Below are 17,606 nucleotides of genomic sequence, written 5' to 3'. Positions count from 1 at the left end.
TGTCCGGGTGACTGAGGAACGGGTGGGCTACCGGCGATCGGCGAAGTCGCCGCGCGGGGAGGCGCGGCGGCGGGAACTGCTCGATCGCGTCGCCGACGACCTTGGCCAGAACGGGCTGGTGGACTTCTCGCTCCGCCGGGCCGCACGGGCGGCCGGTACGACGCACAAGGTGCTGCTGTACCACTTCGCAGGCCCGGAGGAACTGCTGACGGAGTCGGTCCTGCAGCTGCGTGAGCGGCGGATCAGCCGCAGTCTCGCGGCCGCGACCGAGGGTGCCGATCGGCCGCTGGCTGATCGGGTCCGGTCGATGTGGCCGATCCTGGTCGGTCCGGAGTCGTGGGTGCTGGACCAGGCGATCGGCCTGGCGATGTACGATCCGGCGCGGTACGCCGACCTGGCCCGGGAGGCGTCGAAGCAGTATCTGCCGGCGTTGCTCTCGATCTGTCCGGCGGCGTGGTCCGAGCAGCGGAAGGGCGAGGTCGCGGAGTTGATCCTCGCGACGCTGCGCGGGTTCCTGATCGAGTGGCGTACCAGTGGTGACGGGGCCGGGATCGAGGCCGGGTTCGCCGCGCTGGTCCGGGCGCTCGAGCGCGAAGAGTCCGCCTGATTTCTGGGGGCTGGCGGTTCTGGCAGAGCCATGGACAGTTTGCGAACCGCGTGGTTCACTTCTGGGTATGCGCGAGAAGGTGTGGTTCAGCAGTGCGGGTGTGGAGTGCGCGGGCTGGCACTATCCGGGGTCCAACGGCGGCTGCGTGGTGATGACCGGTGGGTTCGGTGTCACCAAGGAGCCGGGCACGGACCGGTTCGCCGAGCGGTTCGCGGCGGCCGGGTTCAGTGTTCTGGCGTTCGACTATCGCAACTTCGGTGAGAGCGGTGGTGAGCCGCGTCAGGTCGCGCCGATCGCCGGGCAGCTGGCGGACTGGCGGGCGGCGATCGGTTTCGCCGCGACCCTTCCCGGGGTCGAGCGGGTCGCGCTCTGGTCGTTCTCGTTGTGCGCCGGGTACGTCGTACAGCTCGCCGCGGAAGACGATCGGATCGCCGCCGCGATCGCGCAATCCCCGAACGTCGACGGGCCGGTCGTGACTCGCAAGGCGTCTCGCTACCAGAGCCCGCTCGGTGCACTCCGCCTGGCCGGCCGCGCCGTACTGGACACCCTCGGTGCACTTGTCAGGCGACCCCCGAAGCTGGTGGCGCTGTCCGGCCCGCGTGGGACAGTCGCGCTGCTCAACACCCCCGACGCCCAGCTGGGCGATGCGGTCCTCAACCCCGGCAACAAGTACCCCGACTGGCAGCAGACGCTGGCCGCGCGCTCAATCCCCCGCGCCGCGTTCTACCGCCCAGCGAAGTACGCCGCCGACATCCGCTGCCCACTGCTCTACGTGGTCTGCGACGACGACCGCTCCGCCCTCGCCGCCCCAGCCATCAGCGCCGCCTCCATGTCCGCCAAAGCCGACCTGGTACGCCTCCCCGGCAACCACTACGCCCCCTTCCTCGACGCCCACGAGGCCGCAGTAGGCGCCGAGCTCACCTTCCTCCGCCAACACCTCCAACCCCACGCCACCCCCACCCCACCACCCCTCACCCACTCCACCTAACCGCAGGCCCCTGGGCTGGGTCAGCCCACGAGATGGTGGGTTGGCTGCCCGCGTGCGGTGGGCCAACCCGTCGTCTGGTGGGTCCACCCACCGGATGGCGCTGGTCGGTGTGGCTCGCCGTGTCTGGGGTGGGTCGTGGGCTGGGTCAGCCCACGAGATGGTGGGTTGGCCACCGGCGTGCGGTGGGCGAAGCCGTCGTCTGGTGGGTCCACCCACCGGATGGCGCTGCTCGGTGTGGCCCGCCGTGTCTGGGGTGGCCCCTGGGTTGGGTCAGCCCACGAGACGGTGGGTTGGCTACCCGCGTGCGGTGGGCCAACCCACCGTCTGGTGGGTCAACCCATCAAACGGCAGTGCCCGAGGGGGCACGTGGTGGGACTGGGAGGGGGTGGTGCTAGGTGGGTTCGACGGGGACTGGGGGCCAGCGGGATGCGGTGGTGGCGAGGTCTTCGCGGCCGGCGGGCCGTAGTTGGGCGACCAGGTCTTCTCGGGCAGCTTGTACGGCGGTGATCGCAGCGTCTGCCGTGTCGTGGGGACCCGACCAGTTGCAGACCGCGTCGCCGGCGTACCAGTGGCCGGATGTCGAGCGGCGTACGTGGGAGGCGGCGAGGCGGGCGGCGGGGAGGTCGGCGTTGGCCAGGTGGATGACGGCCTCGATCGCGACCACGGGGGCGTCCAGGTCCAGTAACGGGCGGAGTTCTACGGCGTCGGTGAGGGCGAACTCGTAGCCGGAGGGGGCGCGGTCGGCGATCCAGGTGAAGGCGCGTTCGGCGGTTTCGGCGAGGTCGCGCGCGAGGTCCGGATCGGTCAGGGTCTGGATGCCGCACGGGCGCGGATCGGTCGGGCGCAGCGCGGCCTGGCAGCGGCGGACCAGCATCTCCTCCGGCAGCGTCTGCCGCCGGCCGAGGATCCGGGACAGCCCGACGATGTCGAAGTTCAACTCGTCGGGCGTCCGCTTCAGCCCCGGCTCGAACGGCGAGCCGGGACGAGTACCTCGCGTGGTCCACGGACCGACATGCCATCGGGTCAGAGCCGTCATACCGCGGACCCTATCGAGTGCTAGGTGGGTCCAAGTCTCGGCGTCATCCTCGGCCACGTCCGACAGTGATGCTCAGTCGGCCTTGACCGGAGCGGGCACGTCGAAGGTCTTGGCCAAGTCGGTCAGGATCGACCACGCGCCCTGCAATCCGACCGCGGTCATCCAGGTGAGGTCGGGGACCTCGTGCACCTTCGGCGCCAGCGGCGTCCACAGGGGGTTGGCCTTGAACTGCCCGGCGGTCTTGGCGCTCAGACCCTTCTCGTCGGCGTACACGGTGAAGAAGATCGCGTCGCCGTCGGCGTCCTTGATCCGCTCCGGGCTGATCTCCAGCGCGAAGTCGTTCACGTCCTGCGGCGTGGGCCGCTTCAGTCCGGCGTCCTTGAGCACGATGCCGGAGAAGCTGGCGTTCTGGTACAGCCGGGTCGGCCCGTCGACGAACCGGACCACCGAGATCGCCGGGTTCTTCGCCTTCGCGTTGATCGCGTCGCCGACGGTCTTGGCCGCCTTCTCGTACGACGAGATCTCCTTCTCGGCCAGGTCTTCCGCGCCGAGCGCCTTCGCCTCCAGCCGGATGTTGTCCTTCCAGGTCGGCCCGGTGGTCTCGGACATGACCGTCGGCGCGATCGCGGACAACTGGTCGTAGAGCTTCTCGTGCCGGACCTTCGCCGTGATGATCAGGTCCGGGTCGAGCGCGGCGATCTTCTCCAGGTTCGGCTCGGCCAGCGTGCCGACCGCCTCCGCCTCGCCGCCCAGGGTGTTGCGGTCGTCGCCGAGGTAGTCCGGCAGCTTCCTGTTGATGCTGCGGTAGTCGGTGTACCCGACCACCGGTGTGTCCAGGATCAGCGTCGCGTCGACGAAGCTCGCGTCCAGTGCCACCACCCGTTTCGGCTTGGCCGGGATCTCGGTCTTGCCCATCGCGTGCTCGACGGTGCGCGGGAACCCGGCGGACGACGCTGCGGCCGCATCCGGGGAGTCCTCGGAGTCCGCGGACGAGCCGCAGGCGGTCAGAGCCAGGGCGGCGACGGCGAGCAGGGCGGTGATTCGGGGCAGGCGCACAGGTGTCTCCTGGTCAGGACGGCTCGCAGGTTAAGGTGACTCACCACAACGTTGAACTAAGGCAACCCTAACCATATGTCCTCCGCCGTCCCGTCCGCACGCCCGGTCGTGCCGCCACCGGTCCGCGCCGGCCGTCCCGCAGTACGTCGTACTGCCGCGCTGCTCGTGCTCGTCGTCGTTCTGGTGCTGGCCTTCGCGGCCAGTCTCGCGTTCGGATCGCGGTGGCTCGGGCCTGGCGCGTTGTGGCATGCGTTGACCGCGAACAACGGGTCCGACCCGGATGTGATCGTCCGCAGCCTGCGCTTCCCCCGCACGGTGGTGGCTGTCCTGATCGGTGTCTGTCTGGGGGTCGCGGGGACGCTCATGCAGGGCCACACCCGCAACGCGCTGGCCGAGCCGGGGATCTTCGGCGTGAGCTCGGGCGCGGCGTTCGCCGTCGTTCTCGGGTTGCAGATCGGCTTGGTCGAGTCGGTCTCGTCGACCGTGTGGATCGCGCTGGTGGGCGCGTTGGTGGCGACGTTCGGCGTACAGCGCCTGGCCTCGCGGGGGAACGGAGCGTCGCCGGTCGGGTTGGCGCTGACCGGCGCCGCGGTGGCCGCGATGCTCGGTGCGTTGACCTCGGCAATCGTGTTGCTCGACGCCACCACCCTCGACGGCTACCGCTTCTGGGCAGTCGGTTCGGTCGCGGGCCGCGGCCTGGATGTCGCCGGGCAGGTGCTGCCGTTCGCGGCGGTCGGTCTGATCCTCGCCCTGGTCAACGCTCGCGACCTCGACCTGTTGGCGCTCGGCGACGATGTTGCCGCCGGTCTCGGGTTGTCGATCCGCCGGGCCCGATTGGTCGGCCTGGTTGCGATCGGCCTGCTCACCGCCGCGGGAGTCGCGGCCTGCGGGCCGATCGGGTTCCTCGGACTGCTCGCCGGCCACGTCGCTCGCCGGATCTTCGGCGCCCGCAACACCTGGCTGATCCCGGGCGCGGCTGTCATCGGCGGGACCGCGCTGGTCCTGGCCGACCTGGTCGGCAGGCTGGTCGGCGGTGCCGGTGAGGTCCAGGCCGGCGTCGTCCTCGGCATCGTCGGCGCGCCCTTGTTCGTGATCGTCGTACGGCGCCGGGCGGTGGCGCTGTGAAGTCGCGGACGGTAATGCTCAGCGTGGCCTTCGCGGTCCTCGCCATCGTGATCGCGCTCGTCTCCTTGAGTGTCGGTACGACGAAGCTCCCGCTCGCCGACGTGATCGAGGTCCTGCTCGGTGGTGGCCGTCGCGGCACCCGTCTCGTGGTGCTCGAGTTGCGGCTGCCACGTGTGGCCACAGGCCTGCTGGTCGGCATTGCGTTCGCCGTCTCCGGTGCTCTGCTGCAGACCTTGTCCCGCAACCCGCTGGCCTCTCCCGACATCGTCGGAGTCAACTCCGGTGCTTCCGCGGGTGCCGTCGCGGTGATCGTGCTGGCCGGCAGCGGCGGTGGGAACATCTCGGGCGCCGCGGCCAAGGTCGGCATCCCGCTGGCCGCCGTACTGGGTGGGCTGATCGCGACGTTGATCGTCGGCGCGTTGTCGATCCAGCGTGGTGTGGTCGACGCGGGACGCGTGGTGCTGATCGGGGTCGGGATCGCGGCCGCGGCCAACTCGCTCGTCGCGTGGTTGCTGGTGATCGGTGATGTCAACGACGCGGGCCGGGCCGCCGCGTGGCTGGCCGGTTCGCTGAACGCGCGGGCCTGGAGCGACGCGATTCCGGTGCTGTTCGCCGTGGTGCTCTTGTTGCCGGTAGCAATGATGTTCAACCGGGACCTGTCCGCGCTGGTGCTCGGGGACGATGTCGCGTCGTCGCTCGGCGTGCGGGTCGCCCGGATCCGGCTGGCGTTGCTGATCGTGGCGACGGTGCTGGCCGCGATGGCGACGGCGGGAGCGGGACCGATCGCGTTCGTCGCACTGGTGGCGCCGCAGATCGCGCAGCGGCTGACCCGGATGGAGCGACCGCCGCTGCTCACCACCGCGATGCTCGGTGCGCTGTTCGTCGTACTGGCCGATCTGGTCGCGCGAAACGGCCTGCAGTGGCTGCAGGTCGGGCCGTACGAACTCCCGGTCGGCGTCATCACGGCTGCGTGCGGAGCGCCGTACCTCTTACATCTCATCGGCCGCCAGCAGAAGGGACGTTGATCAGTGCACGTCGAGAACCTCACCCTTGCGTACGGCGCGGATGCGCCGGTGGTGTCCGGATTGACGCTGGAGGTGCCGGCCGGACAGCTGACCGCTGTGGTCGGGCCGAACGGATCGGGCAAGTCCACACTGCTGCGTGGGATGAGCCGCCTGCTCACTCCGCAGAGTGGCCACGTGCTGCTGGACGGCAAGGACATCCACAAGCTGCCGGCGCGTGAGCTGGCCCGGAAGCTCGGCGTGCTGCCGCAAGGGCCGGTGACGCCGGAGGGGATCACTGCTGCCGAGTTGGTGTCGCGGGGACGCCATCCGCACCGCGGACTGTTCGGGCGGCTGACCGCTGAGGACGACGCCGCGATCGACGAGGCCCTGGCGGCCGTCGAGCTGACCGAACTGCGGGAGCGCCCGGTCGACCAGCTGTCTGGTGGCCAACGGCAACGGGTCTGGATCGCGATGGTCCTGGCCCAGGGCACGCCACACCTGCTGCTCGACGAACCCACGACGTACCTGGACCTGGCCCACGCGGTCGACGTGATGAACGTCGTCCACGCCGCCGCGCACGCGTCCGGCCGGACCGTGGTGGTAGTCCTCCATGACCTCACCCTCGCTGCGCAGTACGCCGATCACCTCGTGGTGATGGGCGAGGGCCGGATCGCGGCCGAGGGGCGGCCGGTCGACGTACTGACCGAGGAACTGCTGGACGACGTCTTCGGTCTGCAGGCCACCGTGGTCGACGTCGGGGGAGCACCGGTCGTCGTCCCGGACCGTAGGCTGGTCGGGTGAGCCACTCCGTCAGCGATCTCGCGGACGTCCTCGCCGACTCGGTGCCGTGGATGTCCGTGCGTACGGCGGACTCCGTGCCCGGACCGGAGTGGGTGTCGTGCGCTCACGTGCTCTCGGAGCAGCAGAGTGGTGGCGATCCGACGTACGCGTGGCGGACTGCTGTGCAGCAGGACTACGGGCGGGAGTACGCCATCGATCCGCCGGTGCAGGTCGCCGCGATGTTCACGCTGATGTGGTACGTCCAGGTCCCCTCACTGGTGGCCGGCGTGACGGCTGCCGCAACCGGTGTCTCACCTGAGGTGTCGCCGTCGGCACTGGCGTTCCGGCGGCACCCGACCGCGCACTATCCGGTCGAGGTCGCGCTGCTGTCGCAGGAGGTCGTGCCGATGGCCACGGCGGCCGAACAGCTGAAGGCCCACACGGCAGCGTTTCTGGACTCCTATGTGCCCGCGGTGAAGCTGGGGTCGCTGCAGCGCTTCGGTGCGGTCGACGACGAGGTGCGGGCCGCGATCCGTTTGCCGGACGAGGCGCCGTACGCCGATCAGGCCGCTGAGGCGTTCGCCGTCTCGCTGGAGCAGAAGCAGCGGACGTCGTGCTGCTATGTCTACGTACTGCCGAACGTGAACGCCTGCACCACCTGCCCGCGTTTCCGCTGATTGGTCTAGGCCGCCTTCATCCGAAGGATTGCCGCCGTGCGGTTCCGCGCGTTGGCTGTTCGGCATGCGGTGGACACATGCGGTGGTGGCAGGCGGACTCCTGGTGACTTCGGCAGCGTTCGTGCCGGTGGCACAGGCACGAGAGGCGGCCGGCGTGAAGCCCGGCGTCTGGACCGAGACGGCGTACAACTCCGTCTTCAAGGACAGTGGGCGATCGCCGGAGGCCCGCGACGACATCCGGCTCGACACGGCCAAGAACGACTACGAGGCAGCGCAGATCGTGGTGCGCGGGCCGGTGGCGTTCACGGTGAACAAGGTCGACTTCACGGCGCTGACCGGGCCGTCGGACGCGATCGCGGCGAGCGAGCTCAGCTACAACCCGGTCGGGTACGAGTACCTCAACCACAACTCGGTGTTCGGCGGCAACCAGTTCGTCGTGCCGACGACACGGCAGGCCCCGGGCGACTTCCCGGACCGGCTGCTGAACGAGACGAGCATCGCTGTACCGGCGGGCCAGACGCAGTCGCTGTGGGTCCGTGTCCACGTGCCCGCGACCGCGGACGGCGGCGTCTACCGGGGCCAGGCCACGGTGCGGACCACGAACGGCGATCTGCACGTGCCGATCGCGGTCAACGCGCGCAACGTGGTGATCCCGCCGGCGAACCAGAGCGAGTTCACCAACGTGATGTGGACGAACTTCCTCGGGCTGACGTCGTACGACCCCGGCAAGGGTGACACGGTCAAGCTCTTCTACGGGCACGATCGATACTCGCCGCAGTGGTGGCAGTTGATCGACAACTGGGCCGACACGATGAAGCGGTACCGGCAGAACAACCTGCAGTTGCCGCTGCTCAACCTGCTCACCGACGGCGGTAGCAAGGTCGATGCCGCTGGCAACTACAGCTTCAACTTCAGCCGCTTCGACGAGGTCGTGCAGCGGTTCCTGGACAAGGGCGTGGTGAACCGGCTCGAGGGCTTCACCGGCGCCGGGCCGCAGAACGCGGAGCACAACAGCCAGTGGCCGCGGTACCTGGTCGAGGTGACGCCGAAGGAGACCGGGCGGCAGGTCCCGGACTACGTCTGGTGGGACACCCCGGAGGCGGAGAACTGGTACAAGCAGTTCTACCCGGCGCTGCGCGAGCACCTGGCCGACAAGGGCTGGAAGGACATGTTCTGGATGCATGTCGGCGACGAGCCGGGCGCTGGTGGTGACCCCGGCTGGTTCGGTGTGGCGAGCAAGCTGCGGCAGTACTGGCCGGACGTGAAGATCGGCGACGCGATCGTGAACCAGCTGGCGCCGAGTGTGGCCAAGGCCGAGGACATCGTGATCCCCAACCTGCACACCTACACCGGGAACCCGGCGCCGTACGACGCGGAGAAGGCCAAAGGCAAGCCGTTGTGGTTCTACAACTGCAACATCCCGGTCGGCAACCACCTGAACAGGTTCATCGACCAGCCTGAGTGGAGCCAGCGGCAGACCATGTGGCTCGCCTACGGCCGTGGAGCGACCGGCTACCTGCACTGGGCCTACGGCAACTGGCAGTACGCGATGGACGACCAGGACGTGAAGGGCGACGGGTACATCGTCCGCCCGGACAAGGCACACAACACGATCGAGGCGTCACCACGGTACGAGTCGCTGCGGGACGGCATGGAGGACTGGGAGGTCTTCAACAAGCTCGGCAAGACCAACCCGGGGCTGGCGCACGACCTGGCGACCAGCGTGGTGCAGCGGAGTGACAAGTACTCGCCGGATGTCTCCTACATGCAACGGATCCGGGCGATCGCGCTGGACGCTGCAGCCGGGAAGCCGGTCGTAGCCAACGACCTGGCGCATCGGAAGCCGGCTACCGCTTCCAGCGGCAACGCTGCGAAGGCGGTGGACGGCAACGGCTCCACTGCGTGGCAGCCGGCGAGTGGCAGCGGCACCAACTGGATGCAGGTGGACCTCGGCCGCCAGGCGCAGGTGGACGGCGTGCGGCTGCGCTGGGGGAGCACCTACGCGAACAAGTACCGCGTGCTGGTCTCGGCCAACGGGACCAAGTGGGCCGAGGCCGGTCTGGGGACAGGTGACGGTGGCACCGACTTCATCGGGCTGAACGCCAAGGCGAAGTACATCCGGATCGAGGCGACCGGCTCCAGCGGCGATACGGCGCCGTACCAGCTGCTGGACCTCCAGGTCGCGGGCAACCAGCTGCACCAGCAGAACCTCGCAGCGGGGAAGCCGTACGAGCGGACCGATCCGTCCAGTCGCTTCCCGGATGCGGCCAAGACCGAGGCGACCGACGGTGTGATCGGTGACGACTGGGGCGACGGCAAGAGCTTCGGCTACGAGCTGCTGAACGTCGGCGACAGTGTGCAGCCGGTCGTCACCATCGACCTCGGCCGTCCGCAGGCGGTCGGGACCGTGCGGGTACACGCATACGAGGAGTACCCCGACTACCGCCCGGACAAGATCACCGTGGCCACCAGTGAAGACGGAGTGCACTTCACCGACCGAGGTCAGGTGACGGCCGTGAACGGCGCCTCGAACGTCTGGTACGACCTGTCGTTCACGCCGGCCGCCGCCCGCTGGGTACGGGTCACATTCGACAAGAAGCGGACCAACGACCGCAACACCGGCATGTTCGTCGACGAGATCGAGGCGTACGGCGCCGGTTACCCAGGCCCGAGCTGACCATCGTGCCGATTTCGCTGAGAGCGAACCTGCACGCCCCGGATTGATCGGGCCCGGAAATTGTCGGTGGCGCCGGGCAGCATCGCGGGCATGACTCGAGATGCGCTGCAGGCGTCACCGACGGGTAACCCGCCGTCGGTTGTCCGGCCGCAGGTCCGGCGTTAGGTTCGCTGACGTGACCTCGCCCGGTGGTACTCCGGCGACGACTCCGATCGGCTCCCGGGCCGAAGCGGAGGGGTTCGTCGCGATGGTCTGTTTCAAGCACGGTCCGCCGCGGTTGCACGGCGTCGAACTCGAATGGACCGTGCATCATGCGGAAGATCCGCGCCGGCCCCTCGACGCCGACCGATTACGCACTGCCCTGGGCGCGCATGCGCCCGCGACCCTGGTCCCCGGCAGCCCGCAACTGCCGCTCGGCCGGGGCGCTCTGGTCACTGTGGAGCCCGGTGGCCAGGTCGAGATCTCCTGTCCCGCCGCGGCCTCGGTCGCCGGGCTGATCGACGACACCGCCGCCGACGCGGCCGAACTGACAGCGCTCCTTCGCACCGCGGACCTCGTCCCGGGCGACCACGGCCTGGACGCCCACCGCACCCCCCGCCGCATCCTCACCGTCCCGCGCTACGCGGCGATGGAACGCGCCTTCCAACGACTCGGGCCACACGGCCCCCGGATGATGTGCAGTACAGCGGGCCTGCAGATCTGCCTCGACGCGGGCGAAGCGGATCAGACCGCTCTGCGCTGGCGCGCCCTGCACGATCTCGGTCCGGCGCTGGTCGCGCTGTTCGCCAACTCCCGCCGCCGCGCCGGCAGCGACACCGGCTGGGCGTCGGCGCGGACCGAGGCCACCTTCGGCACCTACGCCCCGTTCACCGAGCCGCCATCGCTCGACGGCGACCCGGCTGCCGCGTGGGCTCGGATGGCGATGGAGGCGCCGGTGCTGTGCTTCCGCCGCGGCGACCGCTGGGATGCGCCCCGCGGACTGACCTTCGGCGCATGGGCGGATGGCGAATTGCCCGGCGACCAACCGACGTACGACGACCTGGCGTATCACTTGTCCACGCTGTTCCCGCCGGTCCGGGCGCGTGGGTATCTGGAGGTGCGCTACCTCGACGCGCAGCCGGGGGACGGGTGGATCGCCCCGACCCTGCTGCTCACCGCACTGATGTCCGACCCGGCCGTGCTCGGCGACGTACTCGCTGCTGCCGAGCCAGCGGCCGGACGCTGGCTCGAGGCGGCCCGGGAAGGGCTGGAGGACAAGCTGGTCCGGCAGGCCGCGGAGGACGTGGTCGAGCTGGGAGCCAGGGTGCTGGACCGGACCGGTGCGGACACCGAACTCATCGATGAAGTCGCGACCCGGCTGCATCGCATCGTCGACGAAACCCACGGAAGGCGAGCTTCATGAATCACCAACTGTCCGAACTGTCTCCCGAGGGCTTGCGCGCGTTCGTCGCCGAGCAGCTCGAGCGGTCCCGGGCGCGGACGGTCCACCTCACCGATGCCGTCGACACCGACGATCTGGTCAAGCAGCACTCCAGACTGATGTCGCCGCTGGTCTGGGACTACGCCCACGTCGGCAATCAGGAGGAGCTCTGGCTGGTCCGCGACGTCGGCGGCCGCGAGCCGCTGCGGCAGGACATCGACGAGCTGTACGACGCGTTCATGCACCCGCGCGCGGACCGGCCGACGCTGCCGCTGCTCGGCCCGGCCGAGACCCGGTCGTACGTGACCGAGGTGCGGGACAAGGTGATGGACGTACTCGACCACGTGAAGTTCGACGGCGGGCGTGAGCTGGTCGACAACGCGTTCGCCTTCGGGATGATCGCGCAACACGAGCAGCAGCACGACGAGACGATGCTGGCGACACACCAGCTCCGCATCGGGGTCCCGGTGCTCGATGCACCGGCGCCACCCATCGGACGCCGGCTCGCCGCACCTGAGGTGCTGGTGCCCGGCGGAGTGTTCGAGATGGGTACGTCGGTCGAGCCGTGGGCGCTCGACAACGAGCGACCGGCGCACGCCGTCCAGGTCGCGTCGTACGTGATCGACACCGCACCGGTGACGAACGAGGACTACCTGCGGTTCGTGATCGGCGGCGGCTACCAGGATCCGCAGTGGTGGTCCGAGGCTGGCTGGGCGCACGTGCAGAAGGCGTCGCTGGTCGCACCGCGGTTCTGGGAGCAGGTCGACGGCGTGTGGTGGCGGACGCGGTTCGGCAACCGTGAGTTGCTGCCGCTGGACGAGCCGGTGATGCACGTCTGCTTCTACGAGGCCGAGGCGTACGCGAAGTGGGCCGGGAAGCGGCTGCCGACCGAGGAGGAGTGGGAGTTCGCGGCGCGGTTCGACCCGGCGACCGGGCGGACCAGGCGCTTCCCGTGGGGCGACGACAGCCCCGGTCCGCACCACGCGAACCTGGGTCAGCGCCACCTCGCGCCGGCGCCGGTCGGTGCGTATCCGGCGGGCGCGTCTCCGCTCGGCGTCGAGCAGCTGATCGGCGACGTCTGGGAGTGGACGTCCAGCGACTTCCGGCCGTACCCGGGCTTCCGCGCCTGGCCGTACGACGAGTACTCGCTGGTCTTCTTCGGCCCGGACTACAAGGTGCTCCGCGGCGGCTCGTTCGGCACTGACGAGGTCGTTGCCCGAGGCACGTTCCGGAACTGGGACTACCCGATCCGGCGGCAGATCTTCGCCGGCTTCCGGTGTGCCCGCGACCCCCGGCCCGAGGAGCTGCACGGCTGATGTGCCGCCACCTGGCCTATGTCGGCCCACCGGTCACGCCGGCCTCCCTGGTCCTCGACCCCACCCACTCCCTGTACGAGCAGAGCTGGTCCCCGCACGACATGCGCGGAGGCGGCACGGTCAACGCCGACGGCTTCGGCCTCGGGTGGTACGTCGACGGCCGACCGGTGCGCTATCGGCGGAATGTGCCGATCTGGACCGACGAGAACCTGCCTGGGCTGGCAGGCTCGGTCCGGTCCGGCGCCGTACTGGCGGCCGTCCGCGACGGGACAGTGGGCATGCCGTACGGCGAAGCCGTGGTCGCGCCGTTCCAGACCGGGCACTGGCTGTTCAGCCACAACGGCCGGATCCCGGGATGGCCGGAGTCGACCCTCAAACTGGCCGAGACGCTCCCGGTCGCCGATCTGCTCCGGCTGGAGGCGCCGGTCGACTCCCAGTTGCTGTGGGCACTCATCGGCAACCGCTTGAAGGATGCACCGGCAGCTGATGCCGTCTCTTCCGTCGTACAGGATGTGGAGGCGGCGGCGCCTGGGTCGCGGCTGAATGTGCTGCTGACCGATGGCGAGCAGATCGTCGCCACCTCCTGGACGCATTCGCTCTGGGTGCAGCGCACCGCAGACTCCACCACGGTCGCCTCCGAGCGGTTCGGGGCCGGCGACTGGGACGAAGTACCGGACCGCTCGTTGCTCGTGGCCACCGCCACGACGCTGAGTATCACGCCGATGGAAGGACCAGAGTGACCCCGATCGACGTACATCTGACCCCGGACTACGCCGGCCGCGCGCTGCGAGAGGACGTCCGGGCCGGGCTGACCGCCGACCCGAAGTGGCTGCCCCCGAAGTGGTTCTACGACGCCCGCGGCAGCGACCTGTTCGAGCAGATCACCCGGTTGCCGGAGTACTACCCGACCCGCGCCGAGCGGGAGATCCTGCGGGCCCGGGCCGGCGAGATCGCGGCCATCACCAAGGCGCACACCCTGGTCGAGCTCGGATCCGGATCGTCGGAGAAGACCCGGCTGCTGCTGGACGGACTGCGCGACCGGGGCACGCTGACGACGTTCGTACCGCTGGACGTGTCGGAGTCCGCGCTCCGGGACGCGGCGGACGCGATCAACGTGGACTACCCGGCGCTCGAGGTGCATGGCGTTGTCGGCGACTTCACCGCGCATCTCGACAAGCTGCCGGGCGACCCGCCACGGATGGTCGCGTTCCTCGGCGGCACCATCGGCAACCTGCTGCCGAGCGAGCGCGCGACGTTCTACGCGTCGATCCGCGAGGTGCTCGAGCCAGGCGAGTGGCTGCTGCTCGGCACCGACCTGGTGAAGGATCCGGCCACGCTGGTCGCGGCGTACGACGACAGCGCGGGCGTCACCGCGGAGTTCAACCGGAACGTTCTGCGAGTGATCAACCGGCAGCTGGGCGCGGACTTCGACGTGGAGGCGTTCAGCCACGTGGCGATCTGGGACGCCGAGAACGAGTGGATCGAGATGCGTCTGCGGGCCGACCGCGCGATGCGGGTGCTGATCCCGGAGGTCCACCTCGAGGTCGACTTCGCCGAGGGGGAGGTGCTCCACACCGAGATCTCCGCGAAGTTCCACCGCCACGGTGTCGAGGCCGAACTGGACACAGCGGGCTTCGCGTCGGCCGCGTGGTGGACCGACTCCGAAGCCCGCTTCGCCCTGTCGCTCTGGCAGGCCGTCTGAGGTCAGCCAGCCGACTTGATCAGCCCGTTGATCTTGTCGATGTACGCCGGCAGCTCGGACACCGGCTTCTTGCCGCTGAGGATCGGCTGGTAGTTCGCCGTGGTCAGGTCGCCGACCTGCTGCGCCCACTGCGTGGTGAACCGGACGCCGACCGTCTTCTCCGCGGCCAGGTCGGCCTTGACCGTGTCGACAACGGTCGACTGCTGTGCCTTGGTCAACGCGTCGAAGTAGCTGGTCTGCGCCGGGGTGTATGCCGGGGGCGCGACCGGAGAAGCCGGGAGAACGGCGTCCCACACCTTGGTGTTGATGTACTCCAGCACCTTGAACGTCGCGTCCTGGTTCTTCGTGTACTGCGGCGTGCAGATGCCGACCGAGTCGTACAGGGTCGCCGGGGCGTCGACCTGCGGGAACGGCGCGAACCCGTACTTCACCTTCGGCTTGTCGGTCTGGAACCCGGCCGCCAGCCACTGCCCGCCGAACATCATCGGCACCTTGCCCGCGGAGAACAGCGACTGCACGTTCGCGGCGTCGTACCCGGGTGGGGAGACCGAGCCACTCTTGATCGCGTCGACGAGCTTCTGCACACCCTCGGTGAACTTGGCGTCCGCTTCGGCCTTGGTCGGGTGGTTCACGTTGTCGGTGAACGGTGCGCCGCCGGCCGAGACGGAGTACATGCTCATCGTGAACGGACCGTCCAGGGAGGTGAGCTGGTCGGCCACGAGCCCGTACTTCGCGCCGTTCTTGTTCGCCAGCTTCGCGGCCGCGGCGTACATCTCGTCCCAGGTCCAGCCGGCCTTCGGCACCGGTACGCCGGCGGCGGTGAAGGCGTCGGCGTTGTACCAGACGCCGTAGGTGTTCATCAGCGACGGCAGGCCGCCCATCTGGCCGTCGGCGGTCTTCCAGTTCTCCATCGCGGACGGCACGAACTGGTCGGACTTGAAGTCGCCGTCGCCGTCCTTGATCTTGTCGGTCCAGTCGACCAGCAGGCCTTGCGAGGTGTACTGCTGCTCGGTGTCGTTGCCGCACCAGAACAGGTCCGGTAGCTTCTTCGCCTGGGTCAGCGAGGCGAGCTTGTCGCCGAAGTTGCCGGCCGGGGTGTCGAGCAGCTGGACGGTGATGTTGTCGTCCTTGAAGTCGGCCAGTGCCTTCTTGATCGCGGCGTTGGTCTGGGCCGATTCCCACGTCATCACGGTCACGGTGACCGGTCCGTCGCTCGACCCGCCGCCGGAGTCCGATCCGCTGCAGGCCGTTGCCGTCAGCAAACCGGCACAGGCCAGGCTGGTTACCAGGAAGGTGCGTTTCACAGGAGGATCCCCTCTATTTCTGGGTCGTGCTGCCGAGCGAGCCGAGGCCCTGGATGAAGTAGCGCTGCGCGGCGAAGAAGACGATCAGTGGCGGCAGCATGTAGAGCAGGTTGGTGGCCATGTAGTAGCTCCAGTCCGGCGTCTTCCCGGCGAACGGCGAGATGAACGACGCCATCCCGACCGACAGCGGCCACTTGTTCGACGAGTACAGGTAGACCAACGGGTTGAGGAAGTCGTTCCAGGACGCCTGGAAGGCCAGGATCGCCATCGTGATCCAGGCCGGCCGGGTCAGCGGGAGCATCACACTGGTGAAGATCCGGAAGTGCCCGGCGCCGTCGATCTTCGCCGCCTCGTCGATGGAGTACGGGATGGCCAGGAAGTACTGCCGGGCCAGGAAGATGAACAACGGGTTCCCGCCGAGGAAGGCCGGCACGATCAGCGGCAGCCAGGTGTCGTACCAGCCGATGCTCTTGTACAGCTGGAACAACGGGATCAGCCCGACCACACCGGGCAGCAGCATGCTCCCGACGAACAGGTAGAACCACACCTTGCGGCCGGGGAAGCGCAGCCGGGCCAGCGCGTAGCCGGCCATCATCGCGGTCATCACGCCACCGAGCACGCTGAAGGCGGTGATGATGGTCGAGTTCAGCAGGAGTCGCGGGAAGTGGATCGCGTCCGGCCCGTTGACGAAGTTGCTCCAGGTGAACTCGTGCGGCAGCAGCTTCGGCGGGATGTCGAACACCGCGGTCCGGCTCTTCAGGCCGATGGTGATCATCCACAGCAGCGGGACGACCATGACCGCGCTGATGAACAGCGCGACGACGTACCAGGACGTCGTACCGATCAGGCGGGGTTTCTTGGGGGAGTGCGTGGTCCGGGTCAGGACCGTGCCCTCGGCGGCTTCAGTCTGGAGTGTTGTCACTGTAGGTCCATAGCGAGGAGAACTTCGCGGTCAGGGCGATCACGGCGATGATGAGCACGAACAGCACCCACACCTGCGCCGACGCGTAGCCGAGCTGCGGGATCTGGCCGAGGTTGGGGAAGCCGTTCTTGTAGATCGACAGCATCAGGACGTTGGTGCTGAAGCCGGGTCCGCCGTTGGTGAGGATCTTCGGCTGGTTGAACGTCTGCAGTGCGGCCGTGGTCTGCAGGATCACCTGCAGCAACATGATCGGGCTGATCATCGGCATGGTGATCCGGAAGAACACCGACCACGACCCGGCGCCGTCCACCCGGGCCGCCTCGTACAACTCGTTCGGCACGGCCTGCAACGCGGCCAGGAAGATGATCATCGTGCCGCCGACACCCCACAGCATCACCAGCACGACCGCGGGCATCGACATGCTCGGGCTCTGCAACCACAGACTGGTCGGCAGGCCCAGTCGATCCAGGACCGTGTTCAGCAGACCGACCTGCGGGTCCAGGATGAACTTCCACAACGTGATCGTCGCGATCGCCGGGAGCACGACGGGCAGGTAAGCGAGGGTCCTGACGACGCGCACACCTGCGAACCGCTGGTTGCAGAACATCGCCAGCGCCAGCCCGAGGACCAGCGACAACGGCACGTAGAGCAGGACCAGATACCCGGTCGCGCGCAGCGACGGCCAGAACGCCGGGTCGACCGTGAACAACCGGCGGAAGTTGCCCAGGCCAACGAAGATCGGATCGGTCAGGCCGTTGTACTTGGTCAGCGCGAGGTAGAACGAGCGGACCAGCGGATACACCACGAAGACGGTGAAGCCGATGATCGCCGGCGCGATGAACAGGTACGCCGCCTTGACGTCGGACCCGGCGTTGCGACTCATGCCACCGCGGGAGGCCCGGCTCACTCTCGCCTCGCTGGGCTCGCGGAAAGACTCATTCGGCCTCCTGGACGGTAACGTTTCCAAGGACTTACTGTTGGGTGACGATGCC

16 protein-coding genes are annotated in these 17,606 nt (G+C 68.8%); 11 read left to right on the top strand and 5 right to left on the bottom strand.

Going from position 1 to position 17,606, the window contains the following annotated elements; genetic code table 11:
* The first annotated feature begins 7 nt into the window (after window positions 1-7).
* Together AB0I34_RS13385 and AB0I34_RS13380 are read left to right on the top strand one after the other, a co-directional pair.
* Window positions 8-607, top strand: a complete 600-nt coding sequence (locus AB0I34_RS13385) for a TetR/AcrR family transcriptional regulator (protein ID WP_360444378.1) — start codon at window positions 8-10, stop codon at window positions 605-607.
* 67 nt (window positions 608-674) lie between these two features.
* Window positions 675-1,595, top strand: coding sequence for an alpha/beta hydrolase (locus tag AB0I34_RS13380; protein ID WP_360444375.1), 921 nt, complete (start codon window positions 675-677; stop codon window positions 1,593-1,595).
* A 391-nt stretch (window positions 1,596-1,986) separates the two neighbouring features.
* Here AB0I34_RS13380 and AB0I34_RS13375 read toward each other — a convergent pair whose 3' ends face one another.
* Window positions 1,987-2,631, bottom strand: a complete 645-nt coding sequence (locus AB0I34_RS13375; protein WP_360444372.1) for a hypothetical protein — start codon at window positions 2,629-2,631, stop codon at window positions 1,987-1,989.
* 72 nt (window positions 2,632-2,703) lie between these two features.
* Entirely contained in the window at window positions 2,704-3,687 is a 984-nt protein-coding gene (locus tag AB0I34_RS13370) for an iron-siderophore ABC transporter substrate-binding protein (protein ID WP_360444369.1), read from the bottom strand.
* 75 nt (window positions 3,688-3,762) lie between these two features.
* On the opposite strand from AB0I34_RS13370, the gene AB0I34_RS13365 reads away from it, so the two are divergent.
* From AB0I34_RS13365 to egtD, 9 genes are all read left to right on the top strand, one after another.
* Window positions 3,763-4,812, top strand: a complete 1,050-nt coding sequence (locus tag AB0I34_RS13365; protein ID WP_360444366.1) for an iron ABC transporter permease — start codon at window positions 3,763-3,765, stop codon at window positions 4,810-4,812.
* Entirely contained in the window at window positions 4,809-5,837 is a 1,029-nt protein-coding gene (locus tag AB0I34_RS13360) for an iron chelate uptake ABC transporter family permease subunit (protein WP_360444363.1), read from the top strand. The genes AB0I34_RS13365 and AB0I34_RS13360 overlap by 4 nt, the downstream gene beginning before the upstream one ends.
* Before the next feature lie 3 nt (window positions 5,838-5,840).
* Window positions 5,841-6,617 carry an ABC transporter ATP-binding protein gene (locus AB0I34_RS13355; protein ID WP_360444360.1) on the top strand — a complete coding sequence of 259 codons (777 nt, stop codon included), beginning with the start codon at window positions 5,841-5,843 and terminating at the stop codon, window positions 6,615-6,617.
* Complete coding sequence (locus tag AB0I34_RS13350) at window positions 6,614-7,273, top strand: (2Fe-2S)-binding protein (RefSeq protein WP_360444357.1); 660 nt, start codon at window positions 6,614-6,616, stop codon at window positions 7,271-7,273. The genes AB0I34_RS13355 and AB0I34_RS13350 overlap by 4 nt, the downstream gene beginning before the upstream one ends.
* A gap of 64 nt (window positions 7,274-7,337) precedes the next feature.
* Window positions 7,338-9,950 carry a glycoside hydrolase domain-containing protein gene (locus AB0I34_RS13345; protein ID WP_360444354.1) on the top strand — a complete coding sequence of 871 codons (2,613 nt, stop codon included), beginning with the start codon at window positions 7,338-7,340 and terminating at the stop codon, window positions 9,948-9,950.
* A 175-nt stretch (window positions 9,951-10,125) separates the two neighbouring features.
* Entirely contained in the window at window positions 10,126-11,352 is a 1,227-nt protein-coding gene (locus AB0I34_RS13340; protein WP_360444351.1) for a glutamate-cysteine ligase family protein, read from the top strand.
* On the top strand, window positions 11,349-12,686 hold the full coding sequence (gene egtB / locus AB0I34_RS13335) for an ergothioneine biosynthesis protein EgtB (protein WP_360444348.1): 1,338 nt from the start codon (window positions 11,349-11,351) through the stop codon (window positions 12,684-12,686). The genes AB0I34_RS13340 and egtB overlap by 4 nt, the downstream gene beginning before the upstream one ends.
* On the top strand, window positions 12,686-13,426 hold the full coding sequence (gene egtC, locus AB0I34_RS13330; RefSeq protein WP_360444345.1) for an ergothioneine biosynthesis protein EgtC: 741 nt from the start codon (window positions 12,686-12,688) through the stop codon (window positions 13,424-13,426). The genes egtB and egtC overlap by 1 nt, the downstream gene beginning before the upstream one ends.
* Window positions 13,423-14,388, top strand: a complete 966-nt coding sequence (gene egtD / locus AB0I34_RS13325) for an L-histidine N(alpha)-methyltransferase (protein WP_360444342.1) — start codon at window positions 13,423-13,425, stop codon at window positions 14,386-14,388. The genes egtC and egtD overlap by 4 nt, the downstream gene beginning before the upstream one ends.
* A gap of 2 nt (window positions 14,389-14,390) precedes the next feature.
* Here egtD and AB0I34_RS13320 read toward each other — a convergent pair whose 3' ends face one another.
* From AB0I34_RS13320 to AB0I34_RS13310, 3 genes are all read right to left on the bottom strand, one after another.
* Complete coding sequence (locus AB0I34_RS13320) at window positions 14,391-15,575, bottom strand: extracellular solute-binding protein (RefSeq protein ID WP_360444339.1); 1,185 nt, start codon at window positions 15,573-15,575, stop codon at window positions 14,391-14,393.
* 130 nt (window positions 15,576-15,705) lie between these two features.
* Window positions 15,706-16,614 carry a carbohydrate ABC transporter permease gene (locus tag AB0I34_RS13315; protein WP_360444337.1) on the bottom strand — a complete coding sequence of 303 codons (909 nt, stop codon included), beginning with the start codon at window positions 16,612-16,614 and terminating at the stop codon, window positions 15,706-15,708.
* Window positions 16,595-17,497: a sugar ABC transporter permease gene (locus AB0I34_RS13310; protein ID WP_360444334.1), complete on the bottom strand. Its 903-nt coding sequence runs from the start codon at window positions 17,495-17,497 to the stop codon at window positions 16,595-16,597. The genes AB0I34_RS13315 and AB0I34_RS13310 overlap by 20 nt, the downstream gene beginning before the upstream one ends.
* Window positions 17,498-17,606 lie beyond the last annotated feature (109 nt).

Source organism: Kribbella sp. NPDC050281 (genome assembly GCF_040655855.1).
GTDB lineage: Bacteria > Actinomycetota > Actinomycetes > Propionibacteriales > Kribbellaceae > Kribbella.
This window is presented reverse-complemented; position numbering and strand designations above follow the sequence as displayed.